Source organism: Nocardioides jejuensis, assembly GCF_004337475.1.
GTDB lineage: Bacteria > Actinomycetota > Actinomycetes > Propionibacteriales > Nocardioidaceae > Nocardioides > Nocardioides jejuensis.
Map to the genome: position 1 here is coordinate 130,956 of NZ_SJZJ01000006.1, position 25,012 is coordinate 155,967.

Below are 25,012 nucleotides of genomic sequence, written 5' to 3' on the forward strand. Positions count from 1 at the left end.
GCCAAAGGCGCCGGAGAACACCCCGGCTCCGGCCTTCCACCGTCAGCCGAAGAGGCCGGTGGCGACGAGGCGGTCGCGGATCTCGTCGTAGTGGTCGAGGAGGACCTCGGTCGAGTAGTGCTTGTCGTCGCGCCAGACGGGGATGCCGTTGAGGACGGCCTGGCAGACGGGGTACGTCGGGCAGACGATGTCGTTGATGTTCGTCGTCGACACCGCGGACGAGCGGACGTCGAGGGTGTGGACGAAGTCGTCGGTCAGCGGCGGCGGGGGAGCGGTGACGGCGCAGTCGCCGACGGTCTTGGCGCCCGAGAGGCACTCGAGCGGGTTCACGCCGTCGTAGCGGACGATCCAGGAGTCGATGGCGAGCGCCTTCGCGCCGTCGCGCTTGATGGTCTGCAGCGACGATGTGATGGTGTCGAGGTTGAGCTGGTCGACGCTCGCGGTGCTGCCGGTCGTGGAGATCAGGCCGTGCTCCCACGAGTCCGCCGAGCGCGGCATCTCCGTGAGGACGACCAGGTCGATGTCCATCTTCTGCAGCAGGCCGCCGTAGAGCGCCGAGCGCGCGGCGCTGCACCCGGACTGCTCGTCGGGGGCGGCGAACTTCGAGATCACGCCGTTCTGCCAGGGGCAGGCCGCGACCATGCTGTAGGCCAGCGTGAAGTTCTTCTGCTGCGCGAGCTTGAGCATCAGCGGCGCCATGACGCGGGCATGGCTGTCGCCGACGAGCATCACCTTGAGACCGCTCGTGCCGGTGTGGGCGACGCAGCTCGTGGTGTCGGTCAGCGTGCAGTACGACGTGTCGAACCCGCGGCTCCTGCTGATCGCCTCCCAGTCGATGTGGGGGACCGGGTCGCTCGGCTTGGCGATCTCGCCGGCGCGGGCGTTCGTGGTCGTGCCGACGGCCGTGCCGGTCAGGGTGGGCGCGCTCGCCGCGGAGGACGCCAGCGCGGGACGCGTGTCCGACTTCAGGACGCCCGGGAGGACGGCGTACGCCGCGAGGACGGAGCAGGTCAGGCCGATCAGGACGGTCTGACCGCTGAACTTCGACAGGAACGCCGAACGCCGCACCGGGTGCTCGAGCAGCTCGTAGGAGAGCGCCGCGAGTCCGGTGGCGATGGCGGCGGTGAGAAGTGCGACCACCCACGGGTCGGCGTGGATGCCGGCGAGGACCAGCAGCAGAACCGGCCAGTGCCACAGGTAGGTGCCGTACGAGATCCGGCCGAGGTAGGAGATCGGCGCGAGCGACAGGAACCGGTCGAGCGACGGGCTCGTGCGGGTCATGACGGCGAGCACGAGACCGACGCCGAACGCCGTCGCGAGCAGGCCGCGGACGCTCACCGGGACGTCGATCAGGCTGGTCGAGACGAGCAGCAGGCCGACCAGCATCGGCCAGCCCGCGTGGCGCAGGGCGCGGCGGCGGCTCGCGAGATGACGCCACGCGATGGCCGCGAGGACGCCGGCGAGCGGCTGGTAGATGCGGGCGTCGGTGCCGTAGTAGGCGTGGTTCGCGTCGGCGTGCATCCACCACAGCTGGGCACCGACCGAGGCGAGGAACAGGACGCCGATGCCGGTGACCAGCGCCGGGCGCCACCACTTCTTCAGCGCGACGAGCCCGAGCAGCACGAACGGGAAGGCGACGTAGAACTGCTCCTCGACCGAGAGAGACCAGAAGTGCAGGTACGGCGAGGTGTTGACGTCGGCACCGAAGTAGTCGCCGGCGTTGTGCAGGAACCGCCAGTTCGCGACGTACAGGAGCGAGGCCTGCGCGTCGCCGACCCAGGGCAGGCGGCGTACGACGGGGGCGACGAGCAAGAAGACCGCGGCGGTGGCCACGACGACGACCAGCGCAGCGGGCAGGAGGCGGCGGATCCGGCGCCCGAAGAACGACGCGAGCTTGATCGTGCCCGTCGTGTAGCGCTCCTCGAGCAGGATCGAGGCGACCAGGAAGCCCGACAGGACGAAGAAGAGGTCGACCCCGATGAAGCCGCCGTCGGCCCACGCGAGCTTCGCGTGGAAGCAGAGGACCAGGTACACGGCAACGGTCCGGAGCCCGTCGAGTGCGGGACGGTGCTGCCAGGCCATGGGGGCGAGATTAGTCGAGGGTGGGGCCGGAGAACGATTCGTCTGTTTCGCCGAGCGTATGTATCGGCCGTAGGCTGGTGCGCGTGTCTGCGTCTGTCTTCCCCCAGCTCGAGCCGCTCCTGTCCGGCGTCCAGAAGCCCATCCAGTACGTGGGCGGCGAGCTGAACTCCACCGTCAAGGAGTGGGACTGCGCTCCCGAGGGGGCGACGGTCCACTGGGCGCTGATGTACCCCGACGCCTACGAGGTCGGCCTGCCCAACCAGGGCGTCGCGATCCTCTACGAAGTCCTCAACGAGCGCGACTGGATCGTGGCCGAGCGCACCTACTCGGTCTGGCCGGACCTCGAGAAGATCATGCGATCGGAGGGCATCCCGCAGTTCACCGTCGACGCGCACCGCCCGATCCGCGACTTCGACATCATGGGCCTGAGCTTCTCGACCGAGCTCGGCTACACGAACATGCTCAACGCGCTGGACCTCGGCGGTATCCCGATCCACGCCGTCGACCGCACCGACGCCGACCCGATCATCCTCGCGGGCGGCCACGCGGCGTTCAACCCGGAGCCGATCGCCGACTTCATCGACGCCGCCGTGCTCGGTGACGGCGAGGAGGTCGTCCTCAAGATCTCCGAGATCATCAAGGAGTGGAAGGACGCCGGCTCGCCCGGCGGCCGCGACGAGCTCCTCGCGCGCTTCGCCGCCACGGGTGGCATCTACGTGCCGAAGTTCTACGACGTCTCGTACGACGACGCCGGCGCGATCGCCGCCGTGGCGCCCAACCGCCCCGGCGTACCGGAGAAGGTCGTCAAGCACACGCTGATGGACCTTGACCAGTGGCCGTACCCGGCCAAGCCGCTCGTGCCGCTCGCCGAGACCGTCCACGAGCGCTTCTCCGTCGAGATCTTCCGCGGCTGCACGCGTGGCTGCCGCTTCTGCCAGGCCGGCATGATCACCCGCCCCGTCCGCGAGCGCTCGATCACCACGATCGCCGCCATGGTCGAGAACGGCGTCCGCAAGTCCGGTTTCGACGAGGTCGGCCTGCTCTCGCTGTCGTCCGCCGACCACACCGAGATCGGCGACATCGCCAAGGGCCTGGCCGACCGCTACGAGGACTCCAACGTCTCACTGTCGCTGCCGTCGACCCGTGTCGACGCCTTCAACATCTCGCTCGCCAACGAGTTCTCGCGCAACGGGCGCCGTTCGGGCCTCACGTTCGCGCCCGAGGGCGGCTCGGAGCGGATGCGCAAGGTGATCAACAAGATGGTCACCGAGGAGGACCTGATCCGCACCGTTGCGGCGGCGTACTCCCACGGCTGGCGGCAGGTGAAGCTCTACTTCATGTGCGGCCTCCCGGAGGAGACCGACGAGGACGTCATGCAGATCGCCGAGCTGGCCAAGAAGGTGATCCAGAAGGGTCGCGAGGTCACCGGCCACAACGACATCCGCTGCACCGTGTCGATCGGTGGTTTCGTGCCGAAGCCGCACACGCCGTTCCAGTGGGCGCCGCAGCTCGACGTCGAGACCACCGACGAGCGCCTGCGCAAGCTGCGTGACGAGGTCCGGGCCGACCGCCGCTACGGCCGCGCCATCGGCTTCCGCTACCACGACGGCAAGCCCGGCCAGGTCGAAGGCCTGCTCTCGCGCGGTGACCGCCGCGTCGGCGCGATCATCGAGCAGGTGTGGCGCGACGGCGGCCGTTTCGACGGCTGGTCCGAGCACTTCTCCTACGACCGCTGGGTCGCCTCGGCGGCAACCGCGCTCGAGGGCACCGGCGTCGACCTCGACTGGTACACCACCCGCACCCGCGAGTACGACGAGATCCTGCCGTGGGACCACCTCGACTCCGGTCTCGACAAGGACTGGATGTGGGCCGACTGGGAGGACGCGCTCGCGGCCGCCAACGGCGAGGACATCGAGGTCGAGGACTGCCGCTGGACGCCGTGCTACGACTGCGGTGTGTGCCCGGAGATGGGCACCGAGATCCAGATCGGCCCCACCGGCCAGACCCTGCTGCCGCTCGCGGTGGTCGGTGGTGGGCAGCCGGGGCAGCCCGGCACGGTGACCCAGGTCGTCCACTGACCGTCTGACCCCTGCACTGGCCTGATCCCGGCAAACCCCCGCAGGTCTGGGGTGCCGCCGGGGTGCCCAGCAGGCGCACGATGGTCGGATGGATGTCAGGACATTGCACCGGGCGACGGTCGACCGCTGGCAGCAGCTGCTCGACGGCGTACCGGAAAATGCGTGGGAGGCGCCCACGCCCTGCACCGAGTGGGACGTGCGCGCGCTCGTGAACCACGTCGTGGGCGAGGAGCTGTGGCTGCCGCCGCTGCTCTCCGGCATGACGATCGCGGAGGTGGGCGACCGCTTCGACGGTGACCTGCTCGGCACGGACCCGAAGGACGCCGGCCGACGCGCCGCGGACGCAGCGGTCACTTCGGGCGACGGCGTCGCCGACGGTGATCGCGTCCAGCTCTCCTACGGAGAGGAGGCGGCCACGGAGTACCTGATGCAGCTCGCCGCGGACCATCTCATCCACGGCTGGGACCTCGCTGCCGCGTCCGGCCAGGACCGTGGGCTCGACCCGGAGCTGGTGGAGGCGGTGGCCGTCTGGTTCCGCGATCGCGAGGAGCTCTATCGGGCAGCCAGCATCATCGGGCCACGAGGAACGCTGACCAGCGATCCCGCGGCCGACCTGCTGGCGGCGTTCGGTCGGGCCACGGAGTGGTCACCGGGCTGAGCGGTGCGGCCGGCCTGTCCCGGGGCGGCTCCGCTCAGGTGTCGATCGGCTTCTGCGGCGAGGTCCATGACCCGTCCAGCGGGCCGTACAGGCGCGTGCCGTCGGTCCGCTCGGCGTAGCAGAACCAGCTGTCGCCGGCCTCCGGCGATGTCGGGTCCCACGCGTCCGTGACCATGCCCAGCGTGAACTCGCCGCCCTTCAGGAGCGTGAGTACGTCGTCGGGCACGGCGGCCTTGCACCAGTCGGCCTCGCTCAACGCGGCTGCCTTGGCTGCTCCCTCGCGCCCGAGCGTGCCCGCGGCCACGATCTCGCCGTCGTGCGGTCCGTAACAGCTCGCGCCCCAGTAGTCGGTGCCGTCGAAGGCGTGCGTCACGTCGAGGCAGTCGCCGGGCACGGCGCTCGGGGTGTCGAACGAGTTCGCCCCGAGCACGATCAGGCCGATCGTCAGCGCCGCGCCGACCACGGTCGCGACGAGGCCGATCACCAGACCGGAGACCGCCATCCACCGTCCGCGCCGCCGCGCGCCGGCGGTCCGCACGATGCCCGCGATACCGAGCCCGATCGCCACCGGCGCCGCGCAGCACGTCAGAGCGCAGACGAACGCGGCGATCGACACTCCGTCGTACGGCGTCGGTGGCGTCGGCGGCCGGTAGGCGCTCCCGTAACCCGGGGGAGGCGGCTGGAACGCGCTCATCGTGGGTCAGTCGTGAGCGACAGGGTCGGTGTCGAGGGTGCCGTCCACCGCTTCGATCCAGCACGCGACCGGCTGGCCCGCCTTGATCCCGCGCTGGGCGCTGGCGGCCGAGATCTCGACCTCCTCGCCTGCGATCGTGAGGCGCGGCTGACCCTTGACGACGCGGCCCTGGATGCCGGGGAACGCGCCGGCGACACGGGTCATGCAGAGCTCCAGGGACGTGCGACCGGCGGCTACGTCGGCGGCAGTCGGCGTCAGTACGGCGAAGATCTGGCCGTTGTGGTCGAGCGAGCAACCGGTGTCGATCATCGTCACGTTGTCGTTCTTGGTGGTGGCCGCGATGCACTGGCCGGCCGTGGCGTTGTCGGGCGTCACGACGCGCTGGCTGGCTGCGATGACGCCGATCGTGGCGAGGGTCACGAGAGCGGCCACGATCGTGCCGATGACGCCGAGCACCAGACCCGTGACCGCCATCCAGCGGCCGCGCGCCTTGCCCGGTCCGGTCTTGACGATGCCGACGATGCCGAGCGGCACGGCGAGGATGCCCAGGCAGCAGGTCAGGGAGAGCACGAACGACGCGATCGCGACGCCGCTGTACGACGCGCTGCCGTCGTTCGCCCCGCCGTACGCCTGGTACGCCGGAGGCGGGTAACCGCCACCCGGAGGGGCCGGCGGGAACGCCGGAGGGACCGGGGGAGCCGGTGGCACCGCGCCCGCGCCCGGGTAGACCGGGGGAACAGGTGGTGCCGGAGGGGCAGGAGGGGCAGGGGGCGCCGGCGGTACCGGCGGTGCCGGAGGAGCCGGCGTCGGCTGCTGCGGCTGCTCGGGCTGCGGCTGGCCCGGGTACGACGGAAGGTTCATCGGTCACTCCCTGAGAAGACGGCACCGCTCTGGGGGGTGCCGTGTTGCTGGCGGACGAAGCAGGCGACGGGCGTCCCGGCCGTGGGCTCCCTGTCGGTGAGGGCGAGCGGGCGGACCTCGAGATCGCGCGCGGCGAGGGCGGCGGAGTCCATGCCGAGCCGGGTGGCGACCTCGAGGCACCGCACACCCACGTCGTCGAGGTCTTCGCCGGGGGCGATCGTGCGCAGGGCGAACACCTCGGCGTCGTGGAGGCGGTCGCAGTCGACGGTGGCGAGGTGCCGCAGGCTGGTGTCACCGCGGGCGAGGTCGGTGCTGGACAGGCAGCTGTGGTCGGTGATGGCCGGGAGCGTCGCAGGGTCGTGACGCACGAGGTGGCTGGTGAGGGCAGCACAGCCGGCAACGATCGCGGCGGCCGCCCCGATGCCGAGCAGCCACACCCATCGCGGCCGTCCGGTGGGCCGGGCCGGGCCGGGCGGGTCCCCGTCCTCGACGGGCGCGCGGTGCCCGCGCCACGTCGGTTGCTGGGCCACGGAGCACCTTCCACGGGTTCGCGTCGGATCGGAGACCGCAGCGTATCGCCGCGCACGTGGGCGAGGACGGCGTATGGCTGGATCCTCGATATCCTCTGCCCGTGCGCGAACAGCCCGAGCAGCAGGCCCCTCCGGTCCAGCGACTGCGGATCCGGTACGCCAAGCGCGGCCGCCTCCGGTTCACCAGTCACCGCGACTTCAGTCGCGCCTTCGAGCGCGCGGTCTTCCGCGCGCGCATCCCGATGGCCTACTCGTCGGGCTTCAACCCGCACCCGCGCATCTCGTACGCCGGCGCGGCACCGACCGGTTCGGCCAGCGAGGCGGAGTACGTCGAGATCGCCCTGCGCGAGGTCGTCGACCCGGCCGGTGTCCACGAGCTGCTGAGCGAGGCGCTGCCCGACGGGCTCGACGTCCTCTCGATCGTGGTGTCGCCCGGTGGATCGCTCGCCGACAAGCTCGAGGCCAGCCGCTGGCTGATCGACCTCGCGGCTCCGGTGGCCGAGGCGGAGGCCGCGGTCGCGGCGTTCCTGGCCGCCGAGGAGGTGCTCGTGGAGCGCATGACCAAGAAGGGCCTGCGCTCGTTCGACTGCCGTGCCGCCGTGCTCGCGCTGACCGTCGAGCCGGGGGAGCGGGGCAGCCGGCTCAACGTGGTCGTCCGCCACGGTGTGCCGAGCGTCCGGCCCGACGACGTCGTCACGGGCATCGGCCTCAACGGCGCGGGTGCGCCGCTCTACACGCGCCTGGAGCAGGGGCCCCTCGAGGGCGACGCCGTGATCGGCGACCCGCTGGCCTGAGGCGACGACTGGCCGGGTCCGAAGAATGGGGCTCGGCGAGGCGGTGTGCGATACTCCCCAGTGATCGACGTCTCGTCCGCACCCTGTGGAGGAGATCGAGATCCGACGACGTTCTCGCCGGCCCTGCCGGCACAGTGGTGAAGGTCGTCACCACGCCGCGACGCGGCTCCCTTGATTGATGCAGGGCTGGTGACAGCAGCTCTCGATCGGCGGGGCACAGCGACCGCGGCAGGTGGCAGACGCGCACGACTGACGCGCCCCGAGCGGGGGACTCGCCGCCACAAGAAGGCTTTCGCACCACGCCCGGGTGACCGGTCGGAGGTGCCGAACATGACGAACGTCGGATGGATCCAGGGGTCCGCCGACGAGGAGCTCCGATGAGCGAGACCACCCCCGAGCAGAACAACGCAGCAGAGAGCGCCGAGGCCGCCCAGGCCCCCGCGCCGGCCAAAAAGGCTGCTGCGAAGAAGGCTCCGGCCAAGAAGGCCCCGGCCAAGAAGGCTGCTGCGAAGAAGGCGCCCGCGAAGAAGGCGGCGCCCGCGGCCGAGGCGACCGCCGAGAGCGACGCCCCCGCCGAGAAGCCGGCGAAGAAGGCAGCTGCCAAGAAGACCGCCGCCAAGAAGGCGCCGGCGAAGAAGGCCGCTGCTGCCAAGAAGGCCCCCGCCAAGAAGGCCGCGGCGAAGCCGGAGGCCGACGAGGCGCTGCCGATCGAGACGACCCCCGAGGTCGCCGAGACGGCTGACGCCTCCGCGACGGCCGTCCTCTTCCAGGCTCCCGAGACCCCCAAGCGCACCCGCAAGCCGGCCGCGAAGAAGGCGGCCGCGCCGGTTGCCGAGAAGCCTGCCGATGAGCCGGACGAGGACGAGGCCGCGGCTGAGGACGTCGACGCCGTCGAGGCCGACGCCGCGGTCGCCGAGACCGACGCGGACACGGCCGACGCGACCGCCGACGAGGCGGACGCCGAGGACGACGAGTCCGAGGACGGCGAGACCGACGAGGACGCCGACGGCCAGCCGCGCAACCCCAACCGCCGTCGCCGCCGCCGTGGTGGCCGTCGTCGCCGCAAGCCGGGCGAGGGCGCGGGCAACGCCGACGCCAACGGTGCGTCGAACGGTGCCGACGAGTCCGCCGAGGACGGCGACGCAGACGCCCCCGCCGACGCCGAGGCGACCAACGACTCCGACAACGACGGCGACTCCGAGGGCGGTGAGGGCGGCAGCACCCGTCGTCGCCGCCGCCGCGTCCGCGCCGGCGAGTCCTCCTCCGGTGAGGGCGACGACCCGGAGAACACCGTCACCCGCGTGCGCCAGAGTCGCACCGGCGAGGACCAGATCACCAGCGTCCAGGGTTCCACGCGCCTGGAGGCCAAGAAGCAGCGTCGCCGTGAGGGTCGCGAGGCCGGCCGCCGCCGCGCCCCGATCGTCTCCGAGGCCGAGTTCCTGGCCCGCCGCGAGTCGGTCGACCGGGTCATGGTGATCCGCCAGCGCGAGGACCTCACCCAGATTGCCGTCCTCGAGGACAAGGTCCTCGTCGAGCACTACGTGGCGCGTGAGTCGCAGACGTCGCTCATCGGCAACGTCTACCTCGGCCGCGTCCAGAACGTCCTGCCCTCCATGGAGGCCGCGTTCATCGACATCGGCAAGGGCCGCAACGCCGTCCTGTACGCCGGTGAGGTCAACTGGTCCGCGCTCGGCCACAAGGAGGGCCAGCCGCGGAAGATCGAGAACGTCCTGAGCTCCGGCCAGACCGTCCTCGTGCAGGTCACCAAGGACCCGATCGGCCACAAGGGCGCCCGCCTGACCTCGCAGGTCTCGCTCGCCGGCCGCTTCCTCGTCTACGTGCCCGACGGCACCACGAGCGGCATCTCCCGCAAGCTCCCCGACACCGAGCGCGCCCGCCTCAAGACGCTCCTCAAGGAGATCGTCCCGGACACCGCCGGCGTCATCGTCCGCACGGCCGCCGAGGGCGCTGCCGAGGACGAGCTGACCCGCGACGTGGAGCGCCTCAAGGCCCGCTGGGAAGAGATCGAGAAGCACACGCAGGGCGACGCCAAGGGCAACGCCCCGCGCCTGCTCTACGGCGAGCCGGACCTCACGCTCAAGGTCGTCCGCGACCTCTTCACCGAGGACTTCGGCAAGCTGGTCATCCAGGGCAACGACGCCTGGAACACCGTCCAGCAGTACGTCGCGCACGTCGCCCCCGACCTCGAGGACCGCCTCGAGCAGTACGCCGGCGACGACGTCTTCGCGACGTACCGGGTCCAGGAGCAGATCGCCAAGGGCCTCGACCGCAAGGTCTGGCTGCCGTCCGGCGGCTCGCTGATCATCGACCGCACCGAGGCGATGACGGTCGTCGACGTCAACACGGGCAAGTTCACCGGCTCCGGTGGCAACCTCGAGGAGACGGTCACCAAGAACAACCTCGAGGCAGCCGAGGAGGTCGTGCGCCAGCTCCGCCTGCGCGACATCGGCGGCATCATCGTCGTCGACTTCATCGACATGGTCCTCGAGTCCAACCGGGACCTGGTCCTGCGTCGCCTCGTCGAGTGCCTCGGTCGCGACCGTACGCGCCACCAGGTCGCCGAGGTGACCTCGCTCGGCCTCGTGCAGATGACCCGCAAGCGGATCGGCACCGGCCTCCTCGAGGCGTTCTCCGAGACCTGCGAGCACTGCCACGGCGACGGACACATCACGCACGCGATGCCGATCGAGCCGAAGAAGACCGACGAGGGCGGCAGCCCGCGCGGTGGCAACCGTCGCAACCGCGGTCGCGGTGGCAACGGTGGCCAGCAGCAGGAGCAGGGCGCCAAGGCGCCGTCGCCCGCTGACGTCGCCGCCATCGCCCACGCACCGGAGGAGGCGGACGCGGACGCGGTCGTCGAGGCCGATGCCGTTGCCGATGCGGCAGTCGCCGTCGTCGAGACGCCTGCCGAGGAGACGGCCACCGCGGCTGCTCCGCGTGAGGCGGCCGTCGTACCCGAGTTCCTGCCGGGGGAGCCCGACCTGCGCGAGCTCCGTGCCCAGCAGCGCGCCGAGGAGGAGGCCGCTGCGGCGGCCGAGGCCGAGCGCAAGGCTGCCGAGGCCGCCGAGCGCAAGGCCGCCCGCGACGCGGAGCGCCAGGCCCAGCGTGAGGCACGTGCTGCCGAGCGCAAGGCTGCTGCCGAGGCCGCTGCGGCGGCGGAGGCTGCCGCTGAGGAGTCCGGCGCTGTGGAGCCTGGCGACGCCGACGAGGCCGACGAGGCCGAGGCAGCTCCGGTCGCCGCCGAGCACGCGGCCGAGCCCGAGCCCGCGGCCGAGCCCGAGCCCGAGGTCGAGGTCGTGGAGTCCGAGACGCCCGTGGTCGAGGAGACCAAAGGCGACGAGGTCGAGGTTCCGGCTGCTGCGGTCGCGACGACGACGGTCGTGACCCGCCAGCGCCGCGCCGTACGCCGGGCTGCGGGATCGACGGCCGGTGCCGCGCCCGAGCCGGTGCAGATCGTGGTGGCCCCCGTCGTCGCGACCGAGCCGGCCACGGCTCCCGAGCCGCCGCGCGTGGTCACGCGCACCCGTCGGGCCGTCACGCGTGCCGCTGGTGCGGGCGTGTCCGTGGAGGCCTCGGCCCCCGCGGAGGAGCAGGCCTCGGCCGAGCTCCACGTGCCCGTGAAGAAGAACTCCCGCAAGCGATAAGCGGAACCGTCGCGGCAGGGGCGACAAGGCGAGCACAGCCTCGTTTTGCGCCTCTGCCGCGGCTCCCGTACTGTTGACCCTCGGTGCGTTGAAGAAGCGCGCCCCTCGTTCCCTGTGCGGCCCCGGTGCCGGAGAGCCCCAGGGAAGCCCTTAGTTTTCAAGCACTGATCGAAGGAGACCGCGGTGTACGCGATCGTCAAGGCTGGCGCCAAGCAGCAGAAGGTTGCCGTGGGCGACGTCATCGAGATCGACCTCGTTTCGGCGAAGGCCGGCGAGTCCGTCGAGCTCCCCGTGGTGCTCCTCGTCGACGGTGAGGCCGTGACCTCCACCGGTCTCGACAAGGCCTCCGTCTCCGCTGAGGTCCTCGGTGGTTTCAAGGGCCCGAAGATCATCATCCAGAAGTACAAGAACAAGACCGGCTACAAGAAGCGCCAGGGTCACCGTCAGAAGTACACCCAGGTCAAGGTCACCGCGATCAACGCCTGAGCGTTGCGCGACTCGAACTTCGAACAGATCCCAGAGGACTGAACAATGGCTCACAAGAAGGGTGCCGCGAGCACCAAGAACGGTCGTGACTCGAACGCCCAGCGCCTCGGCGTGAAGCGCTTCGGTGGCCAGCTGGTCAACGCCGGCGAGATCATCGTCCGCCAGCGTGGCACGCACTTCCACCCCGGCTCCAACGTCGGCCGTGGTGGCGACGACACCCTCTTCGCCCTCGCCGCCGGTGCGGTCGAGTTCGGCACGAAGCGCGGCCGTCGCGTCGTCAACATCGTCCCGGGCGAGTGACCTGACGTCACTCATCTGAGTCTTCATCGAAGGGCGTCCCACTCGTGGGGGCGCCCTTCGGTATTTTCTACTCGTACGCCGTCCCGGCGTGCGGCCCTCGCGGATCGGAAGTAACCCCATGGCTGTCCCCACCTTCGTCGACAAGGTGACGCTGCACGTCGCGGCAGGACGTGGTGGCCACGGCGTGGCGTCCGTCCACCGTGAGAAGTTCAAGCCGCTCGGTGGCCCTGACGGCGGCAACGGCGGCCCCGGTGGCTCCGTGATCCTGCGCGTCGATCCCGACGTGACGACGCTGATCGATTACCACCACAGCCCCAAGCGCAAGGCCTCCAGCGGTGGCGGCGGCGCGGGCGACCACCGCAACGGCGCACACGGCCAGGACCTGATCCTGCCGGTGCCCGACGGCACCATCGTCAGCCTCCGCGACGGCACGGTCCTCGGTGACATGCTCGGCGCCGGCACGGAGATGGTCGTGGCCCAGGGCGGCAAGGGCGGCCTCGGCAACGCCGCGCTCGCGAGCGCCAAGCGCAAGGCGCCCGGTTTCGCGCTCCTCGGTGAGCCCGGTGACGAGCTCGAGATCGTCCTCGAGCTGAAGGTCGTGGCCGACATCGGCCTCGTCGGCTTCCCCTCGGCCGGCAAGTCCTCGCTCATCGCGAGCATCAGCCGCGCCCGGCCGAAGATCGCCGACTACCCGTTCACCACGCTGGTCCCGAACCTCGGCGTCGTCCGCGCGGGCGACACGACGTTCACCGTCGCCGACGTGCCCGGCCTGATCGAGGGTGCTGCCGAGGGCCGCGGCCTGGGCCACGACTTCCTGCGCCACATCGAACGCTGCGCGGCGCTGCTGCACGTCATCGACACCGCCAACATCGAGCCGGGCCGCAACCCCGTCGACGACCTCGACATCATGGAGAGCGAGCTCCAGCGCTACGGCGGTCTCGAGGACCGTCCGCGTCTGGTCGCGCTCAACAAGATCGACGTCCCCGACGGGCGCGACATCGCGTCGTTCGTCGTGGAGGAGCTGCGCGAGCGTGGCCTGGAGGTCTTCGAGGTCTCGGCCGCGTCGGGTGAGGGCATGAAGGAGCTGATCTTCGCGATGGCGAAGATCGTCCAGGCCTCCCGCACCGCCCAGCCCGAGGTGGAGGCCACCCGCATCGTGCTGCGCCCGCGCAGCATCGACGGTGCCGACGACTTCAGCGTCACCCGGACGGACGAGGGCTGGCGGGTGCGCGGCGAGAAGCCCGAGCGCTGGATCCGCCAGACCGACTTCTCCAACGAGGAGGCCGTGGGCTTCCTGGCCGACCGCCTCAACCGCCTGGGCGTCGAGAAGCGCCTCGTCGAGGCCGGCGCTGTCGAGGGCGACGCCGTCGTCATCGGTGCGGAGGACAACTCGGTGGTCTTCGACTTCAAGCCGGAGCTCGATGCGGGCGCGGGCGAGATGCTCGGCCGTCGCGGTGAGGACCAGCGCCTGCGCGAGGACCGTCCCGCCAACCAGCGTCGTCGCGACATCGCCGAGGCGATGGAGGAGAAGAGCGAGACCGAGACCCGTGCGGACGTCGCCCGCCGCCTCGATGCCGCCCGTGGTGGCACGTCGGGTCCGATGTCCTACGAGATCGGCTCCGCCGAGGACCCGGACTGGGCCGACTACGACCCGGACGCCAAGGCATGAGCGGACTCCGCCCGGAGGTGACCGCTGCCTCGCGCATCGTCGTCAAGGTCGGTTCCTCCTCCCTGACGACCGCGGCCGGAGGCATCGACCCCGAGCGCGTACGCCGCCTGGTCGACGTCCTCGCCTCGGTGCGGGCCCGCGGGGCGGAGGTCGTGCTGGTCTCCAGTGGCGCGATTGCCGCCGGTCTGGCGCCCCTCGGCCTCGCCAGGCGCCCGCGCGGCCTGGCTGCGCAGCAGGCCGCTGCGTCGGTCGGCCAGGGCCTTCTCGTCCACCGCTACACCGAGGAGCTGGCGCGCCACGGACTCATCGCCGGGCAGGTCCTGCTCACGGTCGATGACGTCACCCGTCGCGCGCACTACCGCAACGCCCACCAGACGCTCGCGGAGCTGCTCCATCTCGGCGTGCTCCCCGTCGTCAACGAGAACGACACGGTGGCCACGCACGAGATCCGGTTCGGCGACAACGACCGGCTTGCGGCACTGGTCGCCCAGATGGTCCATGCCGATCTGCTGGTGCTGCTCTCCGACGTCGACGGTCTCTACGACGGCCACCCGTCGCAGCCCGGCACGCAGATGCTGACCGACGTCCGCAGCGAGGCCGACCTGGCCGGCGTGCAGATCGGTTCGGTCGGCGCTGCCGGCGTCGGCACCGGCGGCATGGTCACCAAGGTCGAGGCGGCGCGCATCGCGACCGGCGCCGGCATCCCCGTCGTCCTCACGTCCTCGGACAACGCCGCAGCCGCACTCGGCGGCGACGCCGTCGGCACGCTGTTCCACGCCACCGGCAAGCGCCGCCCCACCCGGCTGCTCTGGCTCGCGCACGCCACCGAGCCCAAGGGGCGCCTGCTGCTCGACGCCGGTGCTGCACGTGCCGTCGTCTCGCGCGGGGCGTCGCTCCTCGCTGCCGGCCTGACCGGTGCGGAGGGCGCCTTCGAGGCGGGTGACCCGGTCGACCTGGTCGACCCGGCAGGCACCTCCGTCGCGCGCGGCCTGGTCAACTTCGACGCCTCCGAGGTGCCCGGCTTGCTCGGCAAGTCGTCCGCCGCGCTGCTGGCCGAGTTCGGCGAGGGCTACGACCGCGTCGTCATCCACCGCGACGACCTCGTCCTGCTCTGAGCATGGCGGTCCCGGTGCGTGACGTCGTGCGGTCGGTGCGGCTGGTCTGCGCGGCGCTCGCCGGGCTGGCGGCGTACCTCCTCCTGGGTAGCCACCTGGTCACCGTCAAGGACCCGCGTCTGGTCGGTGTCCAGGCGTTCTCGCAGGTCGCCCTGCCACTGATGGTGATGGCGCTGCTGCTGGCGGTGCTCCCGCTCGGTGGTCTGGGGCGCCGGGTCGTCGCACTTCCGCTGACGCTCACCCTGCTGGTCGGGGTCTCCCTGGCTGGTGCCCATGCGGCGCCGCGCTGGGTCGGTGCCCCGGCCTCGGGCAAGGTCCTGCGCGTCATGACGGCCAACCTCAAGCTCGGCGATGCCGACGCGGCTGAGGTGCTGCGCACGGCGCGCACTGCGGACGTCGACCTGCTGGTGCTGGAGGAGCTCACGCCGCAGCTCCTCGAAGGCCTCGCGTCGCTGGGCCTGCGCACCCGCTTCCCGTACGCCGTCGGCGTACCTGCTCCGGGGGCGAGCGGCACGATGGCGTTCGCCACGCGCCCGCTGACCGATGCGCAGGATCTGGGCACGCGCCACGGATCGTGGTCGTTCCACATGGACGGGCTGACCATCTGGGCGGTCCACCCGGCCTATCCGTACGACGCGCGCTGGATCGACGACCAGGGCCGGCTCGCCGACCTCGCAGCCGCCTCGCCGCCCGACATCGCGCTCGGTGACTTCAACGCGACACTCGACAACCCGCCGTTCCGCGAGATCCTCACGCGCGGCGGCCTGCGGGATGCGGCCGAGCAGGCGGGATCGGGCTGGCAGCCGACCTGGCCGACCGACGGATCCAAGGGCCTGCCGTTCCCTCTGGCGGCGATCGACCACGTGCTGGTGCGTGTCGACGTCCGCGCGGAGTCGACCGCAGCGCACGTCATCCACGGCACCGACCACGCGGCATTGGTTGCCGACCTCCGGCTCGGCTGACCCGGCCCGTAATCTTGGCCCTGCCATGACCTATCTCGACCACGCTGCGACGACCCCGATGCGCCCGGAGGCGATCGAGGGCATGGCTGCGCAGTTCGGCAAGGCGGGCAACGCGTCGTCGCTCCACGCGTCGGGCCGCGCCGCGCGCCGCGTGGTGGAGGAGTCACGGGAGCGGATCGCGCAGGCGCTGGGTGCCCGACCGACCGAGGTGGTCTTCACCTCCGGCGGCACCGAAGCGGACAACCTGGCCCTCAAGGGGCTCTGGTGGTCGCGGGGTCGACGCCGCGTGGTCTCGACCGCGATCGAGCACCACGCCGTCCTCGACCCGCTTGCCTGGCTCGAGCAGCACGAGGGCGCCGACGTGACGCTGCTGCCGGTCGACGCCGGGTGCCGGCTCGACCTCGCCGCCCTCGACGCGTCGCTCGGTGACGACGTCGCGTTCGTCTCGGTGATGTGGGCCAACAACGAGACCGGTGTCCTCCAGCCGCTCGACGAGGTGGTCGCGCGCGCATCGGCGTACGGCGTCCCGGTGCACAGCGACGCGGTCCAGGCGGTCGGGGCCGTGCTCGTCGACTTCGCCGCGAGCGGCCTCGACGCACTCACCCTCACCGGCCACAAGCTCGGCGGCCCGTACGGCGTCGGCGCGCTGCTGGTGCGCCGCGAGCTGGAGCTCACGCCCGTGCTCCACGGCGGTGGTCAGGAGCGCGACCTGCGCAGCGGCACGATCGACGTCCCGGCCATCGCGGGCTTCGCCGCCGCCGTCGAGCTGGCCGTGAAGGAGCAGGCCGACACGCACACCCGGCTGTCGGCCCTGCGCGACGAGCTGGTGGCCGGCGTTCTCGCCGCCGTGCCCGATGCCGTCGTCCACGGAGACCCCGCCCGGCAGCTGCCCGGTCACGCCAACCTCGGCTTCCCCGGTTGCGAGGGCGACTCCCTGTTGATGCTTCTCGACGCCCAGGGCATCGAGTGCTCGACGGGCTCGGCGTGCAATGCCGGCGTCCCGCAGCCCTCGCACGTCCTGCTCGCGATGGGGTGCGGTCCGGAGGAGGCCCGCGGCTCGCTGCGCTTCAGCCTCGGTCACACCTCGAGCGCAGCGGACGTCCAGGCGGTCGTCGCCGCGATCGGCCCGGCCGTCCAGCGCGCCCGCGCCGCCGGCGTACGACGATGAGGGTGTCGCGATGAGGGTGCTGGCTGCCATGTCCGGGGGAGTGGACTCCGCCGTCGCTGCCGCGCGGGCCGTCGAGGCGGGCCACGACGTGACCGGCATCCACCTGGCGCTCTCGCGCAACCCGAAGTCGTACCGCTCGGGCGCCCGTGGCTGCTGCACGATCGAGGATTCCAACGACGCCCGTCGTGCCGCCGACGTCATCGGCATCCCGTTCTACGTGTGGGACATGAGCGAGGAGTTCCACGAGGGCGTCGTCGAGGACTTCCTCAGTGAGTACGCCGCCGGCCGCACGCCCAACCCGTGCCTGCGCTGCAACGAGAAGATCAAGTTCGCCGCGGTGCTGGAGCGCGGGCTGGCGCTCGGCTTCGACGCGGTCGTGACCGGCCACTACGCAACGCTGCGCACCGGGGCCGATGGGCTCGTCGAGCTGCACCGCGCCGTCGATGCCGCCAAGGACCAGTCCTACGTCCTCGGCGTCCTGACCCAGGAGCAGCTCGCGCACTCGCTCTTCCCGCTCGGCGACACCCCCAAGCCGGAGATCCGCGCGGAGGCGGCCCGTCGCGGGCTGCTCGTCGCCGACAAGCCGGACTCGCACGACATCTGCTTCATCGCCGACGGTGACACCGGTGGCTGGCTGACCGAGAAGCTGGGTGCCTCGGCGCCGGCCGCGGGTGCGATCGTCGACGCCGATGGCGAGGTCCTCGGCTCGCACGAGGGCACCCACCACTTCACGATCGGCCAGCGCAAGGGCCTCCGGCTGGGTGTGCCCGCCGCCGACGGCAAGCCACGCTTCGTGCTCGACATCTCGCCGGTCACCGGCACCGTCACGGTCGGCTCCCGCGAGGACCTGCGGATCGACGGGCTCAGCTGCATCAAGCCCCGCTGGTGCGGTGCGGTGCCGACGACGCTCGACGGTCCCGAGGTCACCGTGCAGCTCCGGGCACATGGTGCCGAGCACCGCGCGAGCGTCCGGGTTGCGGGGGAGTCGGTCGAGATCGACCTGCTCGACGCAGCCTCCGGCATCGCGCCCGGACAGGCCGCGGTCATCTACGACGGCTCCCGTGTCGTCGGCTCCGCGACGATCGCGTCCACGCGTCGTACGGCTGTGGGGGAGGGCGCGTGATCGCCACCGGCATCGGCTCCCTGCCAGGCGGCGAGGTGCTGGGCTCCGAGGACGACAACGCCCGCGAGTACGCCGAGGCGGTGCGGCTGGTGCTCGGCGAGGTGCCCGACCTGCCGTACCTCCCGGAGCTGCCGGGCCGTGGCGCCGGGGCGTCGATGACCGGCCGCGCGCTCGCGCTCGTCTCCGAGCTGGGCGTCGACCTCCAGCCGGCGGGCTGGCGGCTCACCGGGTCGGGGTCCGGCGTCGACCACCGGCGTGCGCGCTCGCTCCTGGGCCGCGACCTCGACGTCTTCGAGGAGCACGCGCAGGGTCTGGCAGGTCCGGTCAAGGTGCAGGTCTGCGGACCGTGGACGCTCGCGGCCACCGTCGAGAAGCCGCGCGGGGACAAGGTCCTCGCGGACCACGGGGCGCGGCGCGAGCTCGCCGAAGCGCTCGCCCTCGGCATCGCGGACCACGTCGCCGACGTGCGCCGCCGGGTGCCGGGTGCCGCCGAGATCCTCGTCCAGATCGACGAACCGGCGCTGCCCGCTGTCCTGGCTGCGCAGATCCCCACCGCGTCGGGCTTCGGCAAGCACCGCGCCGTCCATCCGCCCGAGGCGTCAGGCTTGCTGGAGACGGTGCTCGGCGCCGTGACGGATGCGGGCGCAACGCCGCTCGTCCATTGCTGTGCTGCTGCCGTGCCGATCGACCTGATCCGTGGGGCGGGCGCCCGCGGTCTCGCGGTCGACCTGTCAGTGCTCCCTGCCGCCGCGTACGACGGGGTGGCGGCTGCTCTGGAAGCGGGGGAGCGGGTCCTGCTCGGCGTGGTCCCGACCCTCGACCCGGCGACCCTGCCGACGGAAAAGGCGGTTGCCGAGAAGGCACTGCGGTTCCTCGACATGCTCGGGCTCGAGCCGACCCCCGGCCTCGTGCTCACGCCGGGCTGCGGTCTGGCGGGTGCTTCGCCGGCCTGGGCACGCCGGGCACACGAGCTCGTCCAGGCAGCGTCGAAGCACCTGCGCTGACGTCTGCTGTGCATATGAGGTCATCTGGTGACCTCATATACAGAGCACAGTGAGCGTCGTACGGTCTGCCCATGCTGATCTCTCCCCGCCGCGTGGTCGCCGCTGCTGCGGCGACAGTCGTGGCTGCTGGCCTGCTCACCGGTTGTGGCGGCGACGACCTGCACGCGGGCAAGCCCGCGAGGGCGACGTCGCAGGCGCTCGTTGCCGTGGCTCTGAGCCACCTCACTCCGCAACCCGATGAGATCGAGTACAGCGAGGCGGGGGCACCGATCGACGACATGGGCACCAAGGACCCCTCGCTGGGTGGCCTGCTGCGCTGGAAGCCGGACCCGGACTGGACCCTGGACGTGCAGGTCCAGCCGGTCCCGAAGGACTTCCCCTCCTGCGAGAAGCGATCCTGCGTCCCGCTCGGTGACGCAGACCTGACCTGGCAGGAGGGCAGCGAGGACGCGCCGCCGGCGCTCGTGGTGTCCGTCGTCCGCGGCGGAGAGCTGCGCTCGGTCGGCTACGAGGGCGGCATGGAGGGTGACCCGCGCACGAGCCTGCTGCCGTTCGACCTGCGGCAGCTTGCGGAGATCGTCACCGACCCGGCGTTCTCGCTCACGACGACGACCGCGGCCGTCTCTGCGGGGGAACGCCTTGCCAAGGACGGCGTCACCGCGTCCCGTGTGAAGCCCCAACGTCTCGAGGAGCCCCCGCCCGCTCCGCGTACCACGCCCCGCGCACTTGCCGCGGCTGTGCAGGCGCACCTCTCCCGCATGGGGTACGAGGACCTCATCCTCAGCGGCCGTCCCGACACCTTCGAGGAGCCTGGTGGCCCGGTCGAGGACGCAGTCGGGGTGTCGCTCCGGCTCAGGTACGGGCTGACCCTGCACGTCACGGTCATCGACTCCGAGGACACGGACCTGGTGAAGTGCCAGCCGACCCTCACCTGCTGGCCGTGGGACGGTGCCGTCTTCGCCGGACGGAAGGGGCTGGGCGCCGCGTTCGCGAACTTCGAGGGCCACACGGTGCACGTCTGGCTCCAAGGGCGTGGCGTGCACGCGACGACCGAGCAGTGGTTCCTGCAGTCCTCGCCCGGCGAGCGCGCCCGCACGGTGCAGATGGACGTCGACGCACTCGCGGCGCTCGACGGGGAGCAGGGAGCTGAGGGCTTCGAGGGAGTAGCGCCCGAGACGACTCCTGGGCTGGTCGCCGCGGGGGAGAAGCTGACCTGGTTCCACGACTGAAATGCACCGCGCGGCCACTCCCGGTCGGGGAGTGGCCGCGCGTTCGTGCGTCGTACGACGGTCAACCGGTGTGACGGTCAGCCGATGTGCACGCCGCCGTGGCCCTCGGCGTCCTGCAGCTCCTCGTGCTTGACGTTGAGGAAGATCCAGACGATCAGCGAGGCGCCGAGCATCAGGAACGTGCCGACGAGGAAGCCGTGCGTGGCGCCCGTCGGGAACGAACCGAGGTAGGCGAGGCCGTCGAGCGCCTGGCCCTTCAGGCCGGCTGCCTCGAGGCCCGGCGTGATCTCGGCCTTGTGGGCGTTGAGGAAGTGCGCACCGACGGTCGACAGGACTGCGAGACCGAGCGCTCCGCCGACCTGCTGCATCGTGTTGAGCACGCCGGAACCGATGCCGGAGTCCTCGTGGCGCAGGTGGTGCACCGCGGTGAGCGTGAGCGGCACGAAGACGGCACCCATGCCGACCGCCATCACGAAGATGAACGGCATGATCTGGGTCCAGTAGTTGATGCTGTCGCCCAGGTGGTGGCCCGGCTGCGTCGCCGCCAGGACCGCCTGCGCGTCGTCGGCGACCGACAGGCGCGAGAAGCCGAAGAGCGCGGTGCCCGCGATCAGCGTTCCGGTGCCGGCGATGAACTTCGGGTCGATCTTCGTGACCAGGTTGGAGACAAGTCCGGCGGAGAAGATCATGCCGACGCAGAACGGCAGGAAGGCGAAGCCGGTGTGGAGGGCGTCGTACCCGATGACCTGCTGCATGTAGAGGCTCAGGAAGAAGAACATCGAGAACATGGCGGCCGGCATCAGCATCATCGCGGCGAACGACGCCGCGCGGGTGCGGTTGGCAAGGATGCGGAACGGCAGCAGCGGGTGCTCCACGCGGGACTCGATCGCGACGAAGGCCGCGAGGAGGACGGCAGCGGCGACGAGGGCTCCGATGGTGGAAGCTGCCGTCCAGCCGTAGGCGTCCTCGCCGGCCCGGGTGAGGCCGAAGACGAGGGCGACCAGGCCCGCCGTACCGGCGAGGGCGCCGGGCACGTCGAGGTGACCGTTGTGGCGATCCGACTCGGGGAGGATGCGCGGCGCCAGGAAGGCAGCGCCGAGACCGATCGGGACGTTGATCAGGAAGGTCAGGCGCCAGCCGTGGACGTCCAGGCCGAAGACGGACTGCATGTCCGTGAGCCAGCCGCCGAGGATGAGGCCGATCGCCGCACCGACGCCGGACATGGTCGCGTACATCGCCATGGCGCGGTTGCGCGACGGACCCGGCGGGAACGTCGTGGTGATCAGCGACAGGGCGGCGGGGGAGGCGAGCGCCGCACCCAGGCCCTGGAGGGCACGCGAGGAGAGCAACATGCCCTCGTTCTGCGCGAAGCCACCGAGCAGTGATGCGAGAGCGAAGACCGACAGGCCGATCATGAAGGCGCGACGGCGGCCGTAGAGGTCACCGAGGCGGCCGCCGAGCAGCAGGAAGCCACCGAAGGCCAGGGCGTAGGCGGTGACGATCCAGGTGAGGTTGGGGCCGGAGATGGAGAGGTCGCGGCCGATCGGCGGCATGGCGATGTTGGCGATGGTGGCGTCGAGGACGACCATCAGCTGCGCAACGCAGATGAGGACGAGCGCCCAGCCGAGGTGCGTCGAACCCTTGACGGGCTCCTGCTCCTCGAGGGTGTCCAGGGTGGTGTCGGACATGGGGTTCCTTGTCAGTCGGGTCAGGCGACGGTGTGGATGGCGGCGGGGACGATCAGCTCGTCGACGATCCGGGTGACCAGGTCCTGGTCGGGGATCTCGCCGAGCATGAAGGCGCGGTGCAGGCAGATGCCGGCGAGCGCGGGGGCGAAGAGATCGATCGGCAGGTCGGCCCGGATCTCGCCACGTGCCTTGGCACGCTCGTAGATCTCGAACGACACGGCGACCTTGGGGCCGATGACCTTGGTGCGGAACTCCGAGGCGAACTCGGGGTCGCGCTGGATGGCGGTGAGGACGCTCGAGAAGATCGCCAGCGCCTGCGGCTGGATCATCCCCTCGGGCCCGCAGTACGCCGCGATCAGGTCGTCGCGGAAGCTGCCGGTGTCGGGCGTGGCCGGCGCCGGCTTGGTCAGCAGGAGGGCGTCGATGACGAGGGAGACCTTCGCCTCCCAGCGGCGGTAGAGCGTTGCCTTGGATGCCTTGGCCCGCTTGGCCACGGCGTCCATGGTGAGCCGGTCGTAGCCGACCTCCGAGAGCACCGCGAGGGTGGCCTCGAGGATCTCGCGCTCGCGGTCGCCCTCGACGCGCGGCCGGCTGCCGTGTCCCCCGAGGGGGAGAGAGGACATCATCATGGGCTTCTCCGTGCAGATGGAACGAAACTGTTTCGTTTCGTCAGACGGTACGGCATCGTTTCATCGAAGCGCAACCCCGGAGGTGGGAGACGCGGCGTCCGGGTGTCAGTGGTGTCGGGCAGGATTGCCCCATGACCGATGAGGCGGGCCGGCGGCACCGGGAGCTGAGCGAGCAGATCGAGGGCGCATCCGACGCCTACTACCGCGACGGCACGTCGCCGCTCGCCGACGCGGAGTACGACGGCCTGCTGGCGCAGCTGCGGGAGCTCGAGGAGCAGTTCCCGGAGCTGGTCACGCCGGACAGTCCCACCCAGCGCGTGATGGGACGCGCGAGCGGCGACCTCGCGTCGTACGACCATCTGCAGCGGATGGAGTCGCTCGACAACGCGATGGACCACGAGGAGCTCGCGGCCTGGGCCGACCGCATCGTGCGGGACACCGGCGCGCTGCCTGCCTTGCTGTGCGAGCTCAAGGTCGACGGGCTCGCGATCAACCTGCTCTACCGCGACGGCGTGCTGGAGCGGGCGCTCACGCGCGGTGACGGCACGACCGGCGAGGACGTCACGCCCAACGTCCGGCACATCGCGTCGATCCCGGCGGAGCTCACGGGCACCGACGAGTTCCCGGTGCCGGCGCTCGTCGAGATCCGCGGCGAGGTCTACATGCCGACGGCCGAGTTCGAGTCGCTGCTGGAGGAGCAGCGTGCGCAGGGCGACAAGGAGTTCGCCAACGCCCGCAACACCGCGGCAGGTTCGCTCCGACTCAAGCTCGACGGCGTCTCCGTGACGGCCGACAAGCGTGCCGCTGCCGTGCGCCGCCTCGGGCGGTTGACGATGGTCTGCCACGGCATCGGTGCCCGCGACGGCTTCGAGCCCGCCGCGCAGTCGCATGCCTACGCCGCGCTCGCTGCCTGGGGCCTGCCCGTCGCGCCGACCGTGAAGGTGGTCGAGGGATTGCCGGCCGTGCAGGAGTTCATCGACTACTTCGGCGAGCACCGCCACGACGCGGGCGTGCTCGACCACGAGATCGACGGCGTCGTCGTCAAGGTCGACGACGTCGCGCTGCAGCGCCGGCTCGGTTCCACCAGCCGCGCGCCGCGGTGGGCGATCGCCTTCAAGTACCCGCCGGAGGAGGTCCACACGCTCCTCAAGGCGATCGCGGTCAATACCGGTCGCACGGGCCGCGTCACGCCGTTCGGTGTCATGGAGCCGACCAAGGTCGCGGGCTCGACCGTGGAGATGGCGACCCTGCACAACTTCCACGAGGTGGCCCGCAAGGACGTCCGCCCGGGCGACACCGTCATCCTGCGCAAGGCGGGCGACGTGATCCCGGAGATCCTCGGTCCCGTCCTCGCGCTGCGGCCCGAGGGCCTGCCGGAGTGGGTCCCGCCGACGACGTGTCCGGCCTGCGACACCGCGCTCGTCGAGCAGAAGGCCGGCGACAAGGACCGGCGCTGCCCCAACCACCGCGACTGCCGCGCCCAGGTCGTCGAGCGGATCAACCACGTCGCCGGACGCGGCGCCTTCGACATCGAGGGCCTCGGCTACGAGGCGGCGATCGCGCTCCACCAGGCCGGCGTCGTCGCCAATGAGGGCGACGTCTTCGACCTGACCGAGGAGTCCCTCGGGCGCGTGCCGCTCTTCACCCGCGCGCCCAAGAAGGGGGAGGAGGGTCCGCAGCTGGGCGCCAACGCCCTCAAGCTGCTCGCCAACCTCGAGGCCAGCAAACAGGCCGCGCTCTGGCGGGTGCTGGTCGGGCTTTCCATCCGCCACTGCGGTCCTTCTGCTTCCCGGGCTCTCGCGACCCGCTTCGGCTCGATGGAGGCGATCCGGGCTGCGACGCTCGAGGAGCTCGCCGACACCGAAGGCGTGGGCGCCGTCATCGGCGAGGCGGTCATCGAGTGGTTCGACGTCGACTGGCACGTCGAGATCGTCGAGAAGTGGGCGGCCGCCGGCGTACGCATGGAGGACGAGCGCGACGAATCGGTCGAGCGGACGCTCGAGGGCCTGACCGTCGTCGTCACGGGCGGCCTCCAGGGCTTCACACGCGACTCAGTCAAGGAAGCGATCATCACCCGTGGCGGCAAGGCCGCCGGGTCGGTGTCGAAGAAGACCGACTACGTCGTCGTCGGGGAGAACGCCGGATCCAAGGCCGCGAAGGCCGAGGAGCTCGGCCTCACCATCCTCGACGAGGAGGCGTTCGTGCGCCTGCTCGCGGGAGGACCCGCGTCGCTCGACGGCTGACGGCAGCAAGGGGTGGACTTTTCGTCACCAGGTG

General features: G+C 71.3%; 20 protein-coding genes. 14 read left to right on the forward strand and 6 right to left on the reverse strand.

Going from position 1 to position 25,012, the window contains the following annotated elements:
- Positions 1-42 precede the first annotated feature (42 nt).
- Positions 43-2,082 (reverse strand): acyltransferase family protein, encoded by a 2,040-nt coding sequence (locus tag EPD65_RS05785; protein WP_131582212.1) that lies wholly within the window; start codon positions 2,080-2,082, stop codon positions 43-45.
- Positions 2,083-2,165: 83 nt separating this feature from the next.
- Between EPD65_RS05785 and EPD65_RS05790 the strand changes: the two genes are divergently transcribed.
- Positions 2,166-4,160: a TIGR03960 family B12-binding radical SAM protein gene (locus EPD65_RS05790; protein WP_131582213.1), complete on the forward strand. Its 1,995-nt coding sequence runs from the start codon at positions 2,166-2,168 to the stop codon at positions 4,158-4,160.
- An 88-nt stretch (positions 4,161-4,248) separates the two neighbouring features.
- Positions 4,249-4,818 (forward strand): TIGR03086 family metal-binding protein, encoded by a 570-nt coding sequence (locus tag EPD65_RS05795; RefSeq protein ID WP_131582214.1) that lies wholly within the window; start codon positions 4,249-4,251, stop codon positions 4,816-4,818.
- 34 nt (positions 4,819-4,852) lie between these two features.
- Here the strand turns inward: EPD65_RS05795 and EPD65_RS05800 are convergent, their stop codons facing one another.
- Genes EPD65_RS05800 through EPD65_RS05810 form a run of 3 tightly spaced genes read right to left on the reverse strand, consistent with a single transcriptional unit; the run spans position 4,853 to position 6,903 of the window.
- Positions 4,853-5,512 carry a hypothetical protein gene (locus tag EPD65_RS05800; protein ID WP_131582215.1) on the reverse strand — a complete coding sequence of 220 codons (660 nt, stop codon included), beginning with the start codon at positions 5,510-5,512 and terminating at the stop codon, positions 4,853-4,855.
- Positions 5,513-5,518: 6 nt separating this feature from the next.
- Entirely contained in the window at positions 5,519-6,373 is an 855-nt protein-coding gene (locus EPD65_RS05805) for a DUF4190 domain-containing protein (RefSeq protein WP_165872903.1), read from the reverse strand.
- The gene (locus tag EPD65_RS05810; protein WP_131582216.1) at positions 6,370-6,903 is read right to left on the reverse strand and encodes a hypothetical protein; all 534 of its coding nucleotides are present in this window, start codon (positions 6,901-6,903) and stop codon (positions 6,370-6,372) included. The genes EPD65_RS05805 and EPD65_RS05810 overlap by 4 nt, the downstream gene beginning before the upstream one ends.
- A 101-nt stretch (positions 6,904-7,004) precedes the next feature.
- On the opposite strand from EPD65_RS05810, the gene EPD65_RS05815 reads away from it, so the two are divergent.
- The 11 genes from EPD65_RS05815 to EPD65_RS05865 all read left to right on the forward strand — a co-directional run bounded on the left by EPD65_RS05815 (position 7,005) and on the right by EPD65_RS05865 (position 20,418).
- Complete coding sequence (locus tag EPD65_RS05815; protein ID WP_131582217.1) at positions 7,005-7,697, forward strand: TIGR03936 family radical SAM-associated protein; 693 nt, start codon at positions 7,005-7,007, stop codon at positions 7,695-7,697.
- Between the two features lie 377 nt (positions 7,698-8,074).
- The gene (locus tag EPD65_RS05820; protein WP_207891423.1) at positions 8,075-11,362 is read left to right on the forward strand and encodes an Rne/Rng family ribonuclease; all 3,288 of its coding nucleotides are present in this window, start codon (positions 8,075-8,077) and stop codon (positions 11,360-11,362) included.
- Between the two features lie 183 nt (positions 11,363-11,545).
- Positions 11,546-11,848 carry a 50S ribosomal protein L21 gene (gene rplU / locus EPD65_RS05825; RefSeq protein ID WP_131582218.1) on the forward strand — a complete coding sequence of 101 codons (303 nt, stop codon included), beginning with the start codon at positions 11,546-11,548 and terminating at the stop codon, positions 11,846-11,848.
- A gap of 45 nt (positions 11,849-11,893) precedes the next feature.
- Positions 11,894-12,148, forward strand: a complete 255-nt coding sequence (rpmA, locus tag EPD65_RS05830) for a 50S ribosomal protein L27 (RefSeq protein WP_107700322.1) — start codon at positions 11,894-11,896, stop codon at positions 12,146-12,148.
- A 118-nt stretch (positions 12,149-12,266) separates the two neighbouring features.
- Positions 12,267-13,817, forward strand: coding sequence for a GTPase ObgE (gene obgE / locus EPD65_RS05835; protein WP_131582219.1), 1,551 nt, complete (start codon positions 12,267-12,269; stop codon positions 13,815-13,817).
- On the forward strand, positions 13,814-14,932 hold the full coding sequence (gene proB, locus EPD65_RS05840; RefSeq protein WP_131582220.1) for a glutamate 5-kinase: 1,119 nt from the start codon (positions 13,814-13,816) through the stop codon (positions 14,930-14,932). The genes obgE and proB overlap by 4 nt, the downstream gene beginning before the upstream one ends.
- A 14-nt stretch (positions 14,933-14,946) precedes the next feature.
- Positions 14,947-15,894 carry an endonuclease/exonuclease/phosphatase family protein gene (locus EPD65_RS05845; protein WP_131582221.1) on the forward strand — a complete coding sequence of 316 codons (948 nt, stop codon included), beginning with the start codon at positions 14,947-14,949 and terminating at the stop codon, positions 15,892-15,894.
- Between the two features lie 25 nt (positions 15,895-15,919).
- On the forward strand, positions 15,920-17,062 hold the full coding sequence (locus EPD65_RS05850; protein ID WP_131582222.1) for a cysteine desulfurase family protein: 1,143 nt from the start codon (positions 15,920-15,922) through the stop codon (positions 17,060-17,062).
- A 10-nt stretch (positions 17,063-17,072) separates the two neighbouring features.
- Positions 17,073-18,185 (forward strand): tRNA 2-thiouridine(34) synthase MnmA, encoded by a 1,113-nt coding sequence (gene mnmA / locus EPD65_RS05855; RefSeq protein WP_131582223.1) that lies wholly within the window; start codon positions 17,073-17,075, stop codon positions 18,183-18,185.
- Positions 18,182-19,189: a uroporphyrinogen decarboxylase/cobalamine-independent methonine synthase family protein gene (locus tag EPD65_RS05860; RefSeq protein WP_243640461.1), complete on the forward strand. Its 1,008-nt coding sequence runs from the start codon at positions 18,182-18,184 to the stop codon at positions 19,187-19,189. The genes mnmA and EPD65_RS05860 overlap by 4 nt, the downstream gene beginning before the upstream one ends.
- Before the next feature lie 71 nt (positions 19,190-19,260).
- On the forward strand, positions 19,261-20,418 hold the full coding sequence (locus tag EPD65_RS05865; protein ID WP_131582224.1) for a hypothetical protein: 1,158 nt from the start codon (positions 19,261-19,263) through the stop codon (positions 20,416-20,418).
- A 77-nt stretch (positions 20,419-20,495) separates the two neighbouring features.
- On the opposite strand, the gene EPD65_RS05870 is transcribed toward EPD65_RS05865, so the two are convergent.
- Positions 20,496-22,106 (reverse strand): MFS transporter, encoded by a 1,611-nt coding sequence (locus EPD65_RS05870; protein ID WP_131582225.1) that lies wholly within the window; start codon positions 22,104-22,106, stop codon positions 20,496-20,498.
- 20 nt (positions 22,107-22,126) lie between these two features.
- Positions 22,127-22,735: a TetR/AcrR family transcriptional regulator gene (locus tag EPD65_RS05875; protein ID WP_243640462.1), complete on the reverse strand. Its 609-nt coding sequence runs from the start codon at positions 22,733-22,735 to the stop codon at positions 22,127-22,129.
- A gap of 131 nt (positions 22,736-22,866) precedes the next feature.
- On the opposite strand from EPD65_RS05875, the gene ligA reads away from it, so the two are divergent.
- Positions 22,867-24,978 (forward strand): NAD-dependent DNA ligase LigA, encoded by a 2,112-nt coding sequence (gene ligA / locus EPD65_RS05880; protein WP_131582227.1) that lies wholly within the window; start codon positions 22,867-22,869, stop codon positions 24,976-24,978.
- Positions 24,979-25,012 lie beyond the last annotated feature (34 nt).

Coding starts and splice junctions, on each gene's coding strand:
- EPD65_RS05785 (WP_131582212.1), bottom strand. CDS start 2,082: ATGGCCTGGCAGCACCGTCCCGCACTCGACGGGCTCCGGACCGTTGCC.
- EPD65_RS05795 (WP_131582214.1), top strand. CDS start 4,249: ATGGATGTCAGGACATTGCACCGGGCGACGGTCGACCGCTGGCAGCAG.
- EPD65_RS05800 (WP_131582215.1), bottom strand. CDS start 5,512: ATGAGCGCGTTCCAGCCGCCTCCCCCGGGTTACGGGAGCGCCTACCGG.
- EPD65_RS05805 (WP_165872903.1), bottom strand. CDS start 6,373: ATGAACCTTCCGTCGTACCCGGGCCAGCCGCAGCCCGAGCAGCCGCAG.
- EPD65_RS05820 (WP_207891423.1), top strand. CDS start 8,075: ATGAGCGAGACCACCCCCGAGCAGAACAACGCAGCAGAGAGCGCCGAG.
- rpmA (WP_107700322.1), top strand. CDS start 11,894: ATGGCTCACAAGAAGGGTGCCGCGAGCACCAAGAACGGTCGTGACTCG.
- obgE (WP_131582219.1), top strand. CDS start 12,267: ATGGCTGTCCCCACCTTCGTCGACAAGGTGACGCTGCACGTCGCGGCA.
- proB (WP_131582220.1), top strand. CDS start 13,814: ATGAGCGGACTCCGCCCGGAGGTGACCGCTGCCTCGCGCATCGTCGTC.
- EPD65_RS05850 (WP_131582222.1), top strand. CDS start 15,920: ATGACCTATCTCGACCACGCTGCGACGACCCCGATGCGCCCGGAGGCG.
- mnmA (WP_131582223.1), top strand. CDS start 17,073: ATGAGGGTGCTGGCTGCCATGTCCGGGGGAGTGGACTCCGCCGTCGCT.
- EPD65_RS05865 (WP_131582224.1), top strand. CDS start 19,261: ATGCTGATCTCTCCCCGCCGCGTGGTCGCCGCTGCTGCGGCGACAGTC.
- EPD65_RS05870 (WP_131582225.1), bottom strand. CDS start 22,106: ATGTCCGACACCACCCTGGACACCCTCGAGGAGCAGGAGCCCGTCAAG.
- EPD65_RS05875 (WP_243640462.1), bottom strand. CDS start 22,735: ATGATGATGTCCTCTCTCCCCCTCGGGGGACACGGCAGCCGGCCGCGC.
- ligA (WP_131582227.1), top strand. CDS start 22,867: ATGACCGATGAGGCGGGCCGGCGGCACCGGGAGCTGAGCGAGCAGATC.